We start from the raw sequence: 15,146 nt of genomic DNA on the forward strand, positions 1-15,146 counted from the left end.
GCGGGAGCGCTAGCGGCGTTCTCATCACCGATGAAAGCCAAAGGGCCGTGCGGTGATCATGGAAGTCTGGCATGTCCGGTAACCAACATCTGGTCAATATTGACCACCAACTGGAGTACAAATTCGGGAACCTGGCCCACGGCAGGCGGTAAGGGTCAATCGCGTCGGTTTGACAGGACACCGAGGACTTCCGGTCAAGCCTGGTGAACGGACATGGTCAGTGCTGGTCAGCTTGTCTCAAACGGGCCAAGAGGAGACATGTCCCGTCGAGCGTGTCTTGGACAATCTTCGAGTCAGATCTTGGCCTTCGCCACGTAAAACCCGGCGACGCATTTGCACCGCTCGATATGCCAGTCATCAGACCGGTAGATCGGGTGCGCGCTCTTCCAATGGGCTAGACCTGCTTGGCCGCCAGTTAAGCAGCCCTGAAAAGTGATACCGGCGTCCAAGTTCGAATTTGCTACGACCACCTCGGCGCAGTCGTGAGCTGAAAAATGGCAAAGCACCGCAACAACGGTGACGAACATATTACAAAATTCCGAAACGAGTTCATGAAAAAGGTCAAAAGGCAAGACCGGGCCAACCAACGATCGTCCTCCCACAAGGCTTCAGGGGACAATGGGCGCCAATCCTTTGCTCCGGATCGCGGCCGCGGCGGCGGGCGAGCGCAAGAATGCGATCAATTGCTCGGCGGCTTTAGGCTCCTTGGCGTTGGCACTGACGGCGACGCTGAAGGTGGTGTAGTTCTGCAACTCTTCCGGAAGTAACCCTGCGAGGGCAACGCTCTCGACGCCGACGATGTTGGGCACGGTGATCACGGTCAGCTCTGCTTCGCCGCGCGCGACGGCCTCGACGGGGCTCCGCCCTGTCACCGCCAGGAGCCTCGGCTTCACCTCTGTCTCGATGCCGAGGCGATCAAGCAGATGAAGGAAATAGCTTCCGCTCGCGCTGTCGGGCGAATAGGAGATTGCTCTTGCCGCGAGCAGCGTTCGCTTGAGGTCCTCGCCGGTACCCACCAGAGGCTTCGGCGCCCCTGCCCGGACCGCAACGCCGGCGGCAGTGCGGGCAATGTCTGAACGCGACCCGACGGCGATCTTGCCTGATTTGGTGAGATCATCGACCGCTGCCGGCAACAAGACCGCGGCATCAAACGTATCGCCCGCTTCGATCCGCCGCTTGAGCGCCGGGACGCCTTCAAAGGTGAGCCCCAGCGTATGGCCGGTTGCGCGTGTAAATGCCGGCGCAAGATCATTGAGCACGCCTTGCATGGAGGGCGTGCTCAAAACGGTGATTTCGGCGGCCCCGGCGGGGGCGGCGCGCACCACAACGGCCAGAATTGCAGCTACAACGCCAATCGCCCTCATCGCCATCTCCTGCTTCGAACCTGTTCAGGCCGAAAGTTCAGGCCCGGAGCTGGAGTCGGCTCCAAAACAGGAGTATCCACAAGGTCGAATATTCGACAGGCCGGTAGCCGCTTAGGTACGTCGACATGCGCTGGGACAGAGTCGGACGATTTCTCAAGCCCCGCGACCTCCACGTCTTCATGACGGTGGTCGAGGAGAACAGCATGGCCAAGGCCGCCGAGCGCCTGGCCATCTCACGGCCAGTCATCTCGCGCACCATCGCCAATCTCGAGCACGTGCTCGGAGTGACGCTGCTGGACCGCACCGCGCGCGGAGTCGAGCCGACGATGTTCGGCGAGGCGTTGCTCAAACGCGGCACTGCAGTGTTCGACGAACTTCGGCAGAGCGTCGAGGAGATTGCGTTTCTCGCCGATCCTCAAGCGGGCGAGCTGCGCATAGCATGCACCGAGGTGTGGGCAGCCGGCCTCGTGCCGGCAGCGATCGAGCGGCTCTCAAAACGACTGCCGCGTCTGCGCGTTAGGCTGGAACAAGGCACGGCGTCGCATCAGTTCAACCTGCTCCGGCAACGTCAATGCGAAATCGTTATTTCGCGACTGCTGACGGAGACACCTGACTCCGACATCGAAATGCAACCGCTGTTCTACGAGTCGCTCGTCGTCGTCGCCGGCCCGCAGAGCTCCTGGTCGCGCCGCCGCAAACTTACCCTTTCAGAACTCGTCGACGTGCCGTGGATCCTGTCGACGCTGGAAGCGGAATCCGGTTCGCCTTTCGTCGAAGCATTCCGTGCTGCGAAGCTGTCGATTCCCACCGCGACGATCTTCAGCAACTCCCTACACCTGCGCATCAGCCTGCTCGCCACCGGACGCTATCTCACACTAGTACCCGGCTCGGCGCTGCAGTTCGGCCCCGGAGCCGATTTGCTGAAGGCACTGCCCGTCGCATTGCCGCGTTGGCACTTGCCAACGGCAATCTTCACGCTGAAGGGCCGGATGCTGAGCCCGGTCGCGCAGGTGTTCGCCAATTGCATTCGCGACGTCGCAAAACCACTTGCTTAACGCAAAGTGGCGCCATGACCCCCGTTTGTGAGATTTTTCCGTGACTCCCATTTGCGATGGGACCGGCGCCATGCAAGCCATCGACTCACCAGATTAACGGCTTGCCGTGCGATCAATTAAACGTCTGCTTGGGGTCCAATCGCGTCCCTTTGGCCGCGTGCCGTTTTCTTCCGGTCTACCCCTGTGAACAAGACATCGTCAGACCGCCCCGGCGTGTCTCAAACGGGCCAAGAGCCGACATTAGTGGGCGCTTCGCTAAGATCAGTTTTCGGGTCTCACGTTGGTACCACCCGTGGCACATTTAGTGCGCCAATTTGCGCTGAGAACTCCATCACCTCCCGGGGCTCCTGGCGCATAGGAACGTTTTGATCCCAAGCGCGTCCTACAGGCGCATCGATCCTTAGTTTCTGGTGGATCGGCCAATGGAGAAAGCACTCGCCTACGGCATTTCGGCGCTCATTGTGGGCTTTGGCGTCTGCATCTTTGTTGCTGGCCTGGGCTCCAGCTCGCCCGCCCTATGGACCATCGTGGGGCTAGTCCCCATTGCGATCGGACTGATAAGCGCTTTCGGTCCTTCTTGATTGGCTCGGTTACACCGGGTGGATCGACGCCAGGTCGTCTGGAGTTTTCTCCAGAGAGGCAACCGTGGATCTAACCGAGATCGAGCGCGCGTTCTTAAAGCAGCTGTCTCCCGAAAAGTGGATCAGCACCCGGATCACAGCCGAGAGCTCGATCGTTCAATTCATGGCATTACTGCCGCCGCCACAAGATCGCCGCCGGCTACACCTGGACCTGCTGCGGCGAGGCAAATCGCGGCGAGAGCAAACACAGCGAACGCTGAGTATCCGAGGAGGATCAAGCTATCGTAATTGCGAGCCGTTGGACCGTAGGAAGTGTTTTGGATTCGATCGGTAATCGTCATGTCAATTACACCCTGTTGGAACAATAACGGTGGTCACGTGGCAACAGTGCGGAGAAGTGGGTTCGCACGGAACGCTAGTTCTGGGTTGGCGCGCGAACTCATTTCGATCCGCCAAAACGCACGGTCTGCGCGTGCTGTCCTGGCGAGCTAGACCGCGCGATCTCGGTGTCCTTGGATCCAGCAGAGGGTACCCCACGCCGATGAGAACGAGCAGAACAGCGGAGTAGGCTAAAGACCAGCCAATCTGCCATCTGCGCCACAGTTTGCGGTCCCCGGGACTTAGCTCGTCCAGGTATTTTCTCCGATGAGGCTCCAGATAGTCGACCATATGCCCCTCCATCATCAGCCCCCGTCCTGCGGATCCCTGCTCGCCTCCACATCGTCAGACCAACAATGGTCAGACATCCGAGCGTGTTAAGCGCGAAAATGATCGCCATCGCAGCGTCATGCGAGACGATCATCGCGTAGCTTACAGTCGCTACATTTGCGGCGGAGAACAGCATCCAAGTAAAGACTGAAACAGCCTTGGCGCCATTATCGTCGCGGTGAACGCGCACGATCTGGGGAAAATAGCCTAACAACCTCGCTGTGTTCAAAAATGCAAATGCGCCAAATGAGTAATCTGCCAAAGTCATTTCTGCACTCCAATACCTGAGTATCCTGGCTCGCTCTTCTGTGAACCAGCTCATAGGGTTTCGGAAGCGAGGGAGCTAAAGTTGTCTCCCAGGCTGCCCGTTCACTCCCGGCAAATCATCGGCAATGGGTATTCTCAAATGTCTTGTGATGATTGGCCTCTGCACAAGATCGATCCGGGCACGGAACGTGCCAAAAGAAAGATCGATCCTGGCTCCCGCCCTTTGCGCGAGTCTTCGCATCGGCCAGTTGTCGCTCGTGTAGATAAGATCAACGCTTCGGGCACCCATATCCAACGCTTGAAGCATCGACGCATTCAGCAGGCGCCGACCCATTCCACGCCGACGAGATGCTCCCTCCACCACAATCAGAAGCTCCATCACACCCGAGCCGCCCTGCCGATAAAGCTCCAGCAGCCCGCGAAGCCTCTGTTCAGAGAAGATTCCGAGCATGAGTTCAGCGTTTTCGAGCGCGGTGATCGCCTGCAGATCGAGCGCCGCATCCGAGAGCGGCGCTCCAAACCGACGGCAACGGCTCTCTGCATCGAGCCTGGACAAAAATGCCTGCACCGACGGAAGCTGCCCAATGTCGAGCTGACGGATGTCGAGATCAGACTGTTGTGGGTTGGACCACAACGGTGTGTCCCTCTCAGCGTGCGCGATTCCACTAACCGCCGCCATTGGCGTTCCTTTGAGCGAATGCCCGCATTGTCCAAGTGTACCGATGTTCAGTTAACTTGGCCCGATGCGAAAAAATTCCCGGGGGCTACTCGAAATCTTTTTCCTTTGACGGTCGGAATAAACGGCGATGTTTTCAAGTCTATTTCTGCCGTTGGATTTCCAGCGACAAGTAATCCGTTCGCGCTACGCCTCGATCCCGGCAAGCCGATTGGCGCTGTAAATTGTCCAGCAGGAGCCATTGAGCGGTGGGATGCGATGATCTCATCGCGGCGCCTCAATTGCAGCGAAATGGTCCATTTGGATAAGGTTGGCTGCCGCTGCGACTGATGCACCGAGTTGCGAGGCTGCTTGTCCTTTGGAGGACGCTTGCAGAAAGCGTCCACCTATTTTTCTGATGGCCGGGAATATTTGGTTCCATATTTGAGTTCATTAAGCAGGGGACGAGGTTGAACCCTAGCGACGACAGGAAAAAGTTCACGACTGTCGTTGCGCCCTATCTGGCCGATGCGCATGCGTTTGCGCGCTGGCTCACGCACAACCGTGCGGACGCCGAGGACGTCGTGCAGGAGGCGTGCATTAGAGCGTTTCGAGCATTGCCGCGGTTCTCGGGACCGAATGCACATGCTTGGCTGCTGACAATAGTGAGGAATACCGCTTTCACCTTGCTCAAGGAAAAAAAGGCCGCGGCTTTGGTTGGCCTTGACGAGCTGAGCGAGACCGATCGATTCAGCGTCGAGCGGGGAAACGAAGGGGATGCGGCAGGATCACCGGAAGCAGCGCTAATTGCCGCCGCCGATGCGGCGAAACTTGAGGCCTTCATCGCGGCCCTGCCGGCCGAATTTAGGGAAGTACTGGTCTTGCGGGATATCCAGGGACTCGAATATCGCGAAATCGCGGGCATCACCGGTAGCCCGATCGGAACGGTGATGTCGAGACTAGCGCGAGCCCCGCCACAGGCTGATTGCACGAATGAAGCAGGAGAGTTGCTAGTGCCACTCTCGGACGACAATGATCTGCATCTCATTCACGCCTATCTCGACGGGGAACTTGACGTCATGGCCGCGCTCGCAGTCGAGCGCAAGATCGCAGCCGACCCCGACTTGCGGAAGCTCGCGGATGAAATCGCCACCTTAAAGAAAGTGCTGGCCGAGAAATGCCCGCCGGAACCGCTTCCGCCACAACTGCGATCGCGGATCGAGGCCGCCTTTGCGCTCGAAACGACACGACGAATGCCCAATTGGGCCAAGATCGCGGCATCGATCTTGGCCGTGGCTGCCCTGTCCAGCACCTTGACCGGAATCGCACTCCGCAGGATCGCGCCGCAGGAGATCGTGGTAGTCGAACTCTTTGACGCCCACCTCCGCTCGCTGATGGCAGAACAGCCCACGGATGTCGCTTCCTCGGACCAGCATACGGTTAAGCCTTGGTTCAATGGTCGGATCACCCAATCGCCACGGGTCGTTGATCTCGCTGCTCAAGGCTTCGAACTTGTAGGCGGACGGGTCGATGTCGTCGGCAGGACACCGTTGTCGACCCTGGTATATCGCAGACGCGAGCACGTGATCAGCCTGACCGAAATCACCGGGCGTGATCAGCTCGACGTGCCATTCGATTGGCGGGCGGAGAATGGCTTCAACATGATCAGATGGTCAAACCGTGAGCGATCGTATGTCGCGATTTCAGATCTAAACGTGAATGAACTCGAAACTTTTGCGAAGGTGTTCCGAGGTAGTACCAGCTAGTGGCCGGCCTCCCGGCCTCGCTCACTGCCGCTCTGCCCTTTTGGCCCGAATATGCGGCAAAGAGAAACGGGCAAGAGCCGAGGCAGCGCCTTGGGCGATCACATGGAAATCTTCGTCATGGTCGCCTGCTTCACGATCGCTAATCAGGCAGACAACAACCCCACTGCAAACTGATCAATTCCGGCGATATCTTGCGTTGGGCTGACGATTGCACCACGGCGCTGCTAAACGATGAAGGGACAGGCAGGCGCCGATATCAAGCTTACCTGCGTGAAAAAGCCGCATTGTCTCCTGAAGGCAGACATTGCCGCCCTATAAGCGAAGGTCGGCAACGGGCCACCTGCGGACTACACTGCAGCCCAGCGCCAGAAGTGCAGCCACGTGCCCCTCATCGAGTTGGTCATCCGGTTGAACCTTTTCGGGATTTGCGGGGCTCACTTCTGTGGGCTTCGGAGCCTGAGGTTTCCCATCATGAAGCATCGCGCGATCACCGGATTTGTGGCTGTCGCTCTCCTTGTTGGAGCCACCGCGATCACATTAAGTCATACTCGTCCTCTGCCGATAGCTTGATTTACTAAGCGCCTGGCGCGCCACGATTCCGAGTGTGAACGGGTTCACAACGGCGTCGTGATGCGAATGCTATGCTTGCAGCAAGTTCAATTGCTGACTGATTGTTTCAAAAGGGTTTCTGTTTCGAACGACCTCCGAGGAGGTTTTCATGTTCAAGCGACTTCTTTTGCTCGCGGTCATAGCCTCTCTAACGTCGGCATCGTCTCAAGCCCATTGTCGTGATGGGTCGGAGCCCACCGCGCCCACCGGTTCGCCTTCGGTTCCGTCGCGTGCCGACGCAACGCGAGCCGCGGAAGACTTGTTGGATGAAATTGTGACTTGGCTCGCTTCGAATTTCGATCTGCCGGCCATCAAGGAACGTCCAGCCATCGAATTTGCGTCGAAGATGAAACTCGCGACGATGCGGTTCGGAGATGGTGCCCTTTCGGAGAGTTTCACGGAGAACGACGCATTCGATGAACTGGCTCAGCGTCAGGTCGTCGCCCTCTATAACAACACGTCAAAAACGATCCTCCTCCCTGATGACTGGACTGGGACTTCACCAGCCGAACAATCGATCCTGGTCCACGAAATGGTCCATCACCTCCAGAACCTGGCCAAGCTCAGGTTCGAATGCCCGAGGGCGCGAGAGAAGTTGGCATATTTGGCTCAGGACAAGTGGCTTGGGCGGTTCGGAATGAGCTTGGAGCGCGAGTTTGACGTCGACATGTTCACGGTGCTGATTTCCTCAGCATGCATGTTTTGACCGTGAGTTGAACGATTGCTTTTCCAAACATGTCCAAAGTCCAGGTCTCGTCCGTACGAACACAATTTCAGCAGGTCTGAATTTGATGGTCCGACTCTTGGCGGTCGTTGCAATCATATTGGCGCTCTTGGCAATGGTACGGGGGCAGCAGCATCAGTTTGTGCCGCAGCCAACCGGACCAATGCCGACAGCGCTTATCCCCTAGGTGGGCCGAAGCAGCCAATCGACTCGAGACGCTGCGACCCAATGTCCGTTCGGGGTCAAAAGCAGCGGTGTACGTCTCGGCCGACGACTTCCGGTCTAACCTCAATTTCGGACGTATTGTTGTGCCGCGCCCAGGGTCGCATCTGGGCCAATAAGCGACATGAGCAGCGTGGCCTGGTCATTCGATCCGTCGTACAATATCTCCTCGGTTGGGTTGCGAGCCATGGTGCAAAAGCGGCCAGTCCGGGTCGAGCGTAGGCTGTCGGCGATATTGGCCGCCGACATCGCTGGCTATTCGCGGCTGATGCACAATGACGAAGAGGCAACGCACGCCAAACTGGCAGCGCTCCTAGCAGACGCCGTCGAGCCCGCGATTGCCGAACGCGGGGGCCGCATTGTGAAGAACACCGGCGACGGCTTCTTGGCAGAGTTTCCAAGCGCGGTCGAAGCGGTTCGAGCTGCCATTCAATTTCAGACCCGCGTCCGCGAACTTACCGTCGGTTATGCTGAAGACAGGCGCATCCTGTTCCGTGTGGGCATCAATATCGGCGACGTAATTGTTGAACCGCATGACATCTTTGGAGACGGCGTTAACATCGCGGCGCGGCTTGAGGGCATCGCCGAACCCGGCGGCATCTGCCTATCCTCCTCCGCCTACGATCAGGTTCGCGGCAAGGTCGCGGTCGAGTTCGCCGATCTAGGCGAGCAGAGCCTCAAGAATATTGCCCGCCCAGTCCGAGCCTATGCTGTGGTCTGGGATGGATTTATTCGGGGCACAACGACTGAGGGTGCGATGCCGAGCACACCTCCCCCGACACATCTGTCCATCGTGGTGCTGCCGTTCGCGAACATCGGCGGCGATCCCGAGCAAGACTATTTCGCCGATGGCGTGACCGAGAGCCTGACTACGGACCTGTCGCGCATTAGGGACTCATTCGTGATTGCCAGCACCACTGCGTTGACGTTTAAGGGCATGGCCGTCGACGTGAAGAAGGTCGGGCGCGAGTTGAACGTCCGCTACGTGCTCGAAGGCTCGGTGCAGCGGGGCGGCAACCGACTTCGGGTGAATGTGCAGCTGATCGACGCGAAAACCGGCAATCATCTTTGGGCCGAACGCTTCGACAAGCCTGTCGCCGACCTTTTCGATATGCAGGACGAAATCGTTTCGCGGCTCGCTAACACTCTCGATGCCCAGCTCATCGCGGCCGAGGCACGGCTAGCGCAACGTTCGCCGCATCCTGATGCGATGGACCTGTATTTTCAGGGCATCGCTTGCTTACACGAAGGACTAACCAACGAACACTTGGCGCAAGCGCGCGGCTTTTTCGAACGTGCCTTGGCGCTCGATCCCGACTGTGTCGAAGCACTGGTTGGCAGCGCAATAGTTGACTTTAATAGGGGCGCTAACTTTTCTATTGACGACCGCGCTGCGCTGCTCGCGGCGGCCGAGGGGGCCTTAATCAAGGCTTTGTCCCTGGCTCCGCAATACGCCCCGGCCCACATGTATCTCGGCGCCGTGCATATTTTTACGGCCCGCGCGGCCCAAGGTATCGCCGAATGTGAGCACGCGTTGTCGCTGGATCGAAATCTAGCTAACGCCCATGGCTGGATTGGTCTTGCCAAGTATTTTCTTGCTCGCGCCGAGGAGACCGAGGCCCATGTCCATGAGGCGCTGCGCCTCTCTCCCCGGGATATCTGGGTCTACCGGTGGATGCTGTTTGTCGGCTGCGCCAACGTGCAGCTCAATGCCGACGCCGAGGCGGTCGCCTGGCTGCGCCGAAGCATCGAGGCCAACCGCAATTTCCCCCTCGCGCATTTCCATCTCGCCGCCGCGCTGGCGCTGCTTGGGTGGCTGGACGAGGCACGGGCCGCCGCGCAGGTAGGGCTTGCACTCGATCCAGGGTTCACCATCCGCCGCTTCCAACGCCACGCTCCGAGTAACAATCCGACTTACCTAGTCAGACGCGAACGCTTCTATGAGGGCATGCGCTTGGCCGGGCTGCCAGAGGGCTAAAGGTCGGTTTTGGGAAATGAGCGCCGGTCGAAGACCGTGTCGCCCATGTCCACTCTACCCAACACACCGGACTTCTGCGACTACCCGAGCCTTTTCGCCTCTGGGCCAACAACGGCCCTCGTTACGGCTGTTGCCCAGAGAAAGAGAATAGTCGGCTACCACCGCCGGTGATAGACTTCGGTGCCAGCTAACGTGTTTCGAGCATAGTCCCATGATTAGCAAGGCCGATACTATTGTCATTGGCTCCGGCGGCCTCGGCGCTGCCACAGCATATTACTTGAGCAAACGCGGTCTCAACGTCGTTCTGATCGACAAGCACGATATCGGATCGCAAACCTCGCCCCGCGCTGCGGGCATGGTGAGCTGCGTCCGCAAGAGCGACTTGATGATTGGCCTCATCAAGGACGCTTGCCGTAAGATTGAAGCGTTCACCGAAGAAACGGGGCAGCCTCTCGATTGGGTGCACTCTGGCAGCCTGAAGATCGCGCGTCGGCCGCAGGACGCGGAGGTGATCAGGGCTGACCTTGAGCGCGGGCGCCGCATGGGCCTTGATGTCGAGCCGATTTCTTCGGAGCAGGCAAGTCGCCTCAATCCGTTTTTAAAGCCGACCGGCGTCGTCGCGGCGATGAGGATCGGTGACGACAGGTATTTCGACCCCGTGCAGGTCGCCACCGGCTTCGCCATAGCAGCGGCAGCTCGAGGCGCAACCGTACTGCCAAAGACGGACGTGCTCACCGTAAACATCACTGCCCGCAAGGTGACCGGCGTAACCACCTCGAAAGGCATCATTGAAGGCCCGATCGTGGTTGATGCGGCTGGTGCATGGACGCGACAGGTCGCGGAGGCATGTGGGATTTCCGTGCCTCTGGTCCCGACCCGGCAGCAACTCATCGTCACCGAGCCTTTGGATGGCGCGCGTGCTGACCAACCAATGATTCGGATCATGGATGCCGCCGTATACACGCGTCCCTGCCAGGGCGGCTTGCTTTGGGGTGTCTACGAAGAAACCCCACGACTTTTCGACATGGAGTCGCTCGGAGCCAGTTTCGACATCAAGGACATGCCACTCGACATCGACGTGCTGCGTTCAGCGGCTCTTGAAGTCAAAGATCAACTTCCAATCCTGCAAACGGCAAAAGTGCGAGAATTTCGTGGTGGCATTCCGACAATGACCGCCGACGGCCACCACATCCTTGGCCCGGCCTCCGGAGCTGCAGGCTTCTATTTTGCAAGCGGGTGCAACGTCGCTGGCCTCTCAATCTCGCCGACCATCGGAGAGGCGCTTGCAACCTGGATCATCGATGGCAAGCCGGCTGTCGATCTCTCGCCTATGTCTGTCATGCGCTTCAAAGACCAGCCGTGGTCTGAACCTCAACTACAGAGGGAAGCCGCTTGGCAGTATCGGCACTTCTATGGCGCCGTCTAAGCTACCGCGGGTGATTTAGGAAAGTCGACGCGCTTCGAGTCACGAAGGAATGACGGCTATGGGTCACAAGTCGCCGATCACGCTCAAGATGGCAGACTTCCGCTTGACATTGGTAAGCCGACGTTTGTGAGTACACGCCCTAGTGCAGGAACCACGCGAGCGCGGCGCATTTGAATCGTCGCCGGCTCGCCCCCGAGCCGGCGGAGCGGCCCCGGCCCTCCCCGCCGGAAGCCCCTGAAGCCGGGGTCGTCTCTCCGATACCGTCTGTGTTGGAGTTTGCGTATGCGTGTCTCGCCCTCGATCTTGCCCGCGGACCGGCTCGACCGCGACATCTATCTGGTTCTCGCCGACGCTAACCATAACTGCGACCAGGTCTTGTTTTGGCAAATCCTAAAACTTATGGTTGTGACTTTCAGTATGGAATTTTTTGATGATGGTCCGATTACCTATGGTCGCGGTCATCGCGCCCGACGGGGAAAGATCATACTGGGTTGCAGCGGTCGAACCTGAGAGGGCGACCGAAGCGGTCGCGCAGGTCGTTGGTGACGGGCAAATCGTTAGGCTCTTGCAGCACCGCCTGCGCGTGAAATCAGATGCGCTCCGCCCAGGCGAAGTCCGCCGACTTGGGATCTGACCAGACACCTACCCCCGAAGAGGCACTCCATCTCCCCAAAAGAGCGTCCTCTCCGCCTTAGCACCCCCGGTATATATTAGCGTTACGCACATTGGCGGGCAGAGAGCGCGCGCTTTCGCTGCCGTCTCTTGGGGAGTCGTGCGGATGACCCGTTTCTTCTTCCATGTCCACGACGGCATTACCATCTTCGATGATGTCGGACTGGAACTTCCGGATATCGCCGCCGCGCAAGCAGCGGCGATCGAATTGAGCAGTAAAATCCTCAACGATGGAGCAGAGGGACCCTTGTGGCAGGACCTTACCTGGCGCGTCGAGGTGACCGACAGCCCCGGAATCGGCGGGCAGATCTTCCTTGTCGTCAACTTTTCGGTCACAACGTAATGCACTAAACTAACCTACGCTCCGTGATGGTGCCCGACGGCGGCAATTGCGATGCGCGCTTCCCGGAGGGCGGCCGTCCAAATTCTTCTACTGGGACAACCTAGCCCGCAGCCGGATGCGTCCGGAGGTATTTGATAACGCCACCGCTGAGGCACAGACAAAGGCGCTCGCGCGATCTGAGCAGGACAGACCGAGATGTTCCTCGCCGCTCAACTTTAGGCTAGCAGGCTTAAACAGTCCAGCGCGGGAACTAGCTAGTAACCCACCTCATCAAAAACGTTCCGATATAGCTACGAAAGCGCGTGCGCTTACAATGAGCACTCGACTTCACATTACGCAACGGGTGGCGTTACGAAACGGGTCGGATTTTTAGGTCCCAGCTCGCTTTTGATCGACAGCATTGCCATCTCACCCGTAGGGCTATCGCCTCTTCAGCGTCGCCTCAATGCCAAATGCCGATCGTCCGAAGCAGAAAAATAAGGGACGAATAACCTCGACAAAGATATTTCGATCCAATTCCGATCAGACCGAGATCAGCAGAGAGGACTTAGATTTTCACACTTCTCATTTCCCTAATCTTTTTCAAAACGAAATGATATCGAGCCTTCGTTCAATATGTTGGCGGCTCTCAGGCCTGCGTCGCCTTGCGGATTGTCTACCGTGTGACGTGCGACGACTGGGTCATCATGTTGGCCAACGCCGATGGTGCACGCTGCCCGAGCGGTTCGTGCCGCAGCGATCGAGATCGGTGCCGGCCAGACCGGAGCTCGGCAAGATTGGGTAGCATTGATGGCGTCGAGCCCCAGCCAGCACGGCGGTCTTGATCCTCGAACTCAGCCCCAGCGCGCGCTCGCTGGGGAATGGAGGTGCCAATTCCTCCGGTGATTCTTCCGTAATCGCGAAACAGGCGCGGTTACGATCGCTCAAGGATCCAATCTCGTTCTATGGATAGTAATCGCAGTGCTCCTTCTGCTCTGGATCTAGCCGTCCCCAGGTAAAGCGAGCGTCGCCCTAAGGGCGGTCGCCAAAGGTGGCCGCCTTCTCTGGGCCATCGACGAGATCGCTCCCGGCGTGACTCCTTCGGCGCTTCCTCGGGACGGCCGTCACGGTCTATGAGCTAACGACCCTCCTGCACCAGTCGCGAAAATGACCGCAAAGCCAATATCTGAGTCAGAGTGGTCCGTTCGTCCGGAAACGAAGCGGGCAAGGTCGCCATAGGGCGCCTGGTCTTTTCGAACTACGAAAGCAGCATCTGACTTGAACCGGATACAGGAAGGCCAGATGGGCACCTGGCTACGAGGCTGCATTAACCATACCAACGCGGCAAGCTTGGCATATCCAGCCGAAAGTTAGCATATCTGATCGGCTTCGCAGCAAGCGCGAAGCGGATAAGCGGCTGCCGTCCGGTGCTGGAACACCAAACGACAGCCTGACCACAACCGACTAATGGAGAGTCGTTCATGGCTACCAGCCACTATAGCGCCGATTCGGCATCCTTGCCCCAAACCTACCTGCGGCCTGGGCCGCTACCTTCTGCCGTTGACAAGAGTGAACGCTTCCCGGACGGCGGCCTTGTGCCGGTGTTCGCGACGGTCTTCGAGAATTTCAACTCGTCGTTCACGGATTAGCGATCGTCAATTCGACGTCGCGCATCGCAAGGGGTGGCGAAAGGCCACCTCCTCGTTGGGACCGGCTGCTCTGCCTTCCATCCAAACGACCAACCTTTGCGATGCCTGGGTCTCCGTTGCTTCGGCTCACCTGGCGGCAAAAACGATACTCAGTTCACGACGTCGGCCGGCGATCTCTCGCAACAGAGGGATTTCAGTCATGTCATTGTCATTCGACCTGCCATCGTCGCGGACCACCTGCACGTCCAAGATCTTCCGTCCCGGGGATGGCATCACCAGCCCTCGGCTGGTGCATCACGGCGCGAGCCGTGTTGGGGTCTGGGTCATCCCCCTCGCTGATCGCAACAGCACCGATCTGGCGCTGGCCGTCGGCCCCGCCGCCTACGTGCTGATGAACCGCGAGACGGCCTACTTCGGCGAGACCAAAAACATCAATATGCGTTTCTCGAAGCATTTTGCCGATCCGGCAAAGGCGTTTGCCCGCGTAGCCTACGTTGTCGTCGGATATCCCGAGCCCTGGTCCAACAAGGACCCAGCATTCTATCTTCAATATCACCTCTGGAGCATTGCTCAAGCAGCGCGCCACGTCGTCATCACCAACGAGTGGACCCCGACAATTCCCAGGGTCCGCGCCGATGAACGCGCCGAAATGGAGCGCATCCTCGAGGACGCGCGTCAGCAACTGTTTGACGCGGGTTGTCTGGCACTGGATTCCTACTTCGATCGCGTTCCCGTAGTTAGTTCAACTGAACGAGACGACGATCCGATCGGGCCGAACGACATGGAGCCGATGCTGATCGACATCGTCGCCACACCTCCCGCCGGAGGTGAGCTTGAGCTGAATTATGTAGGCCTCTGGGCACGGGGCTATCCCACATCCGATCGCGGGTTCGTGGTCATGCCCGGCGCCGAATTCCGTTGGCCCATCAACGGTAGCGCCCAGGGGATCGTCGACACCCGCCGCAGCGAATTGGAAGCGAAGCACGCCCTGGCCACGATCCCCGGGGCTGCCGACCGAAAGCGCCTTCTGGTCGCCGTCTGGTTTCCATCCGCCGCTATCGCGGCGAAGGTCATCACGGGCGCCCATATTGGTTCGAGAGTGTGGGTCCCCCGCCGCTACCCGCAACCGATCATCATTGCGAACTGAG

General features: G+C 58.7%; 12 protein-coding genes. 8 read left to right on the forward strand and 4 right to left on the reverse strand.

The genetic code is table 11. From position 1 onward, the window contains the following. Nucleotides 1-293 precede the first annotated feature (293 nt). Together ACE10W_RS36210 and ACE10W_RS36215 are read right to left on the reverse strand one after the other, a co-directional pair. A complete protein-coding gene (locus ACE10W_RS36210; RefSeq protein ID WP_304548701.1) occupies nt 294-587 on the reverse strand; it encodes a hypothetical protein in 294 nt (97 codons plus the stop codon). A 21-nt stretch (nt 588-608) separates the two neighbouring features. Further along, nucleotides 609-1,364 (reverse strand): substrate-binding domain-containing protein, encoded by a 756-nt coding sequence (locus ACE10W_RS36215; RefSeq protein ID WP_304548703.1) that lies wholly within the window; start codon nt 1,362-1,364, stop codon nt 609-611. Between the two features lie 203 nt (nt 1,365-1,567). Here ACE10W_RS36215 and ACE10W_RS36220 point away from each other — a divergent pair, with 203 nt between their 5' ends. Further along, complete coding sequence (locus tag ACE10W_RS36220; protein WP_304548705.1) at nt 1,568-2,419, forward strand: LysR family transcriptional regulator; 852 nt, start codon at nt 1,568-1,570, stop codon at nt 2,417-2,419. A gap of 1,020 nt (nt 2,420-3,439) precedes the next feature. On the opposite strand, the gene ACE10W_RS36225 is transcribed toward ACE10W_RS36220, so the two are convergent. Together ACE10W_RS36225 and ACE10W_RS36230 are read right to left on the reverse strand one after the other, a co-directional pair. Next, on the reverse strand, nt 3,440-3,976 hold the full coding sequence (locus ACE10W_RS36225) for a hypothetical protein (protein WP_271613086.1): 537 nt from the start codon (nt 3,974-3,976) through the stop codon (nt 3,440-3,442). Nucleotides 3,977-4,051: 75 nt separating this feature from the next. Beyond that, nucleotides 4,052-4,654, reverse strand: coding sequence for a GNAT family N-acetyltransferase (locus ACE10W_RS36230; RefSeq protein ID WP_271613085.1), 603 nt, complete (start codon nt 4,652-4,654; stop codon nt 4,052-4,054). Between the two features lie 446 nt (nt 4,655-5,100). Here ACE10W_RS36230 and ACE10W_RS36235 point away from each other — a divergent pair, with 446 nt between their 5' ends. From ACE10W_RS36235 to ACE10W_RS36265, 7 genes are all read left to right on the forward strand, one after another. Next, complete coding sequence (locus tag ACE10W_RS36235) at nt 5,101-6,396, forward strand: sigma-70 family RNA polymerase sigma factor (protein ID WP_271613084.1); 1,296 nt, start codon at nt 5,101-5,103, stop codon at nt 6,394-6,396. A 718-nt stretch (nt 6,397-7,114) separates the two neighbouring features. Then, on the forward strand, nt 7,115-7,711 hold the full coding sequence (locus ACE10W_RS36240; protein WP_271574382.1) for a DUF6647 family protein: 597 nt from the start codon (nt 7,115-7,117) through the stop codon (nt 7,709-7,711). Nucleotides 7,712-8,138: 427 nt separating this feature from the next. Next, a complete protein-coding gene (locus ACE10W_RS36245) occupies nt 8,139-9,929 on the forward strand; it encodes an adenylate/guanylate cyclase domain-containing protein (RefSeq protein WP_271613102.1) in 1,791 nt (596 codons plus the stop codon). 211 nt (nt 9,930-10,140) lie between these two features. After that, on the forward strand, nt 10,141-11,355 hold the full coding sequence (locus tag ACE10W_RS36250) for an FAD-binding oxidoreductase (protein ID WP_271613083.1): 1,215 nt from the start codon (nt 10,141-10,143) through the stop codon (nt 11,353-11,355). Nucleotides 11,356-12,133: 778 nt separating this feature from the next. Next, nucleotides 12,134-12,370 (forward strand): DUF6894 family protein, encoded by a 237-nt coding sequence (locus tag ACE10W_RS36255; RefSeq protein ID WP_060910319.1) that lies wholly within the window; start codon nt 12,134-12,136, stop codon nt 12,368-12,370. A 1,460-nt stretch (nt 12,371-13,830) separates the two neighbouring features. Then, the gene (locus ACE10W_RS36260) at nt 13,831-13,998 is read left to right on the forward strand and encodes a hypothetical protein (RefSeq protein ID WP_162494163.1); all 168 of its coding nucleotides are present in this window, start codon (nt 13,831-13,833) and stop codon (nt 13,996-13,998) included. Between the two features lie 199 nt (nt 13,999-14,197). After that, the gene (locus ACE10W_RS36265; protein WP_051000295.1) at nt 14,198-15,145 is read left to right on the forward strand and encodes a hypothetical protein; all 948 of its coding nucleotides are present in this window, start codon (nt 14,198-14,200) and stop codon (nt 15,143-15,145) included. Nucleotide 15,146: the final 1 nt, after the last annotated feature.

The organism is Bradyrhizobium sp. B025 (assembly GCF_042257955.1).
Classification (GTDB): Bacteria; Pseudomonadota; Alphaproteobacteria; order Rhizobiales; family Xanthobacteraceae; genus Bradyrhizobium; species Bradyrhizobium diazoefficiens.

What these genes read in the sequence shown, in the direction of transcription:
- ACE10W_RS36215 (WP_304548703.1), bottom strand. Translation starts at nt 1,364, where the DNA reads ATGAGGGCGATTGGCGTTGTAGCTGCAATTCTGGCCGTTGTGGTGCGC.
- ACE10W_RS36220 (WP_304548705.1), top strand. Translation starts at nt 1,568, where the DNA reads ATGGCCAAGGCCGCCGAGCGCCTGGCCATCTCACGGCCAGTCATCTCG.
- ACE10W_RS36225 (WP_271613086.1), bottom strand. Translation starts at nt 3,976, where the DNA reads ATGACTTTGGCAGATTACTCATTTGGCGCATTTGCATTTTTGAACACA.
- ACE10W_RS36230 (WP_271613085.1), bottom strand. Translation starts at nt 4,654, where the DNA reads ATGGCGGCGGTTAGTGGAATCGCGCACGCTGAGAGGGACACACCGTTG.
- ACE10W_RS36240 (WP_271574382.1), top strand. Translation starts at nt 7,115, where the DNA reads ATGTTCAAGCGACTTCTTTTGCTCGCGGTCATAGCCTCTCTAACGTCG.
- ACE10W_RS36245 (WP_271613102.1), top strand. Translation starts at nt 8,139, where the DNA reads ATGGTGCAAAAGCGGCCAGTCCGGGTCGAGCGTAGGCTGTCGGCGATA.
- ACE10W_RS36250 (WP_271613083.1), top strand. Translation starts at nt 10,141, where the DNA reads ATGATTAGCAAGGCCGATACTATTGTCATTGGCTCCGGCGGCCTCGGC.
- ACE10W_RS36255 (WP_060910319.1), top strand. Translation starts at nt 12,134, where the DNA reads ATGACCCGTTTCTTCTTCCATGTCCACGACGGCATTACCATCTTCGAT.
- ACE10W_RS36260 (WP_162494163.1), top strand. Translation starts at nt 13,831, where the DNA reads ATGGCTACCAGCCACTATAGCGCCGATTCGGCATCCTTGCCCCAAACC.
- ACE10W_RS36265 (WP_051000295.1), top strand. Translation starts at nt 14,198, where the DNA reads ATGTCATTGTCATTCGACCTGCCATCGTCGCGGACCACCTGCACGTCC.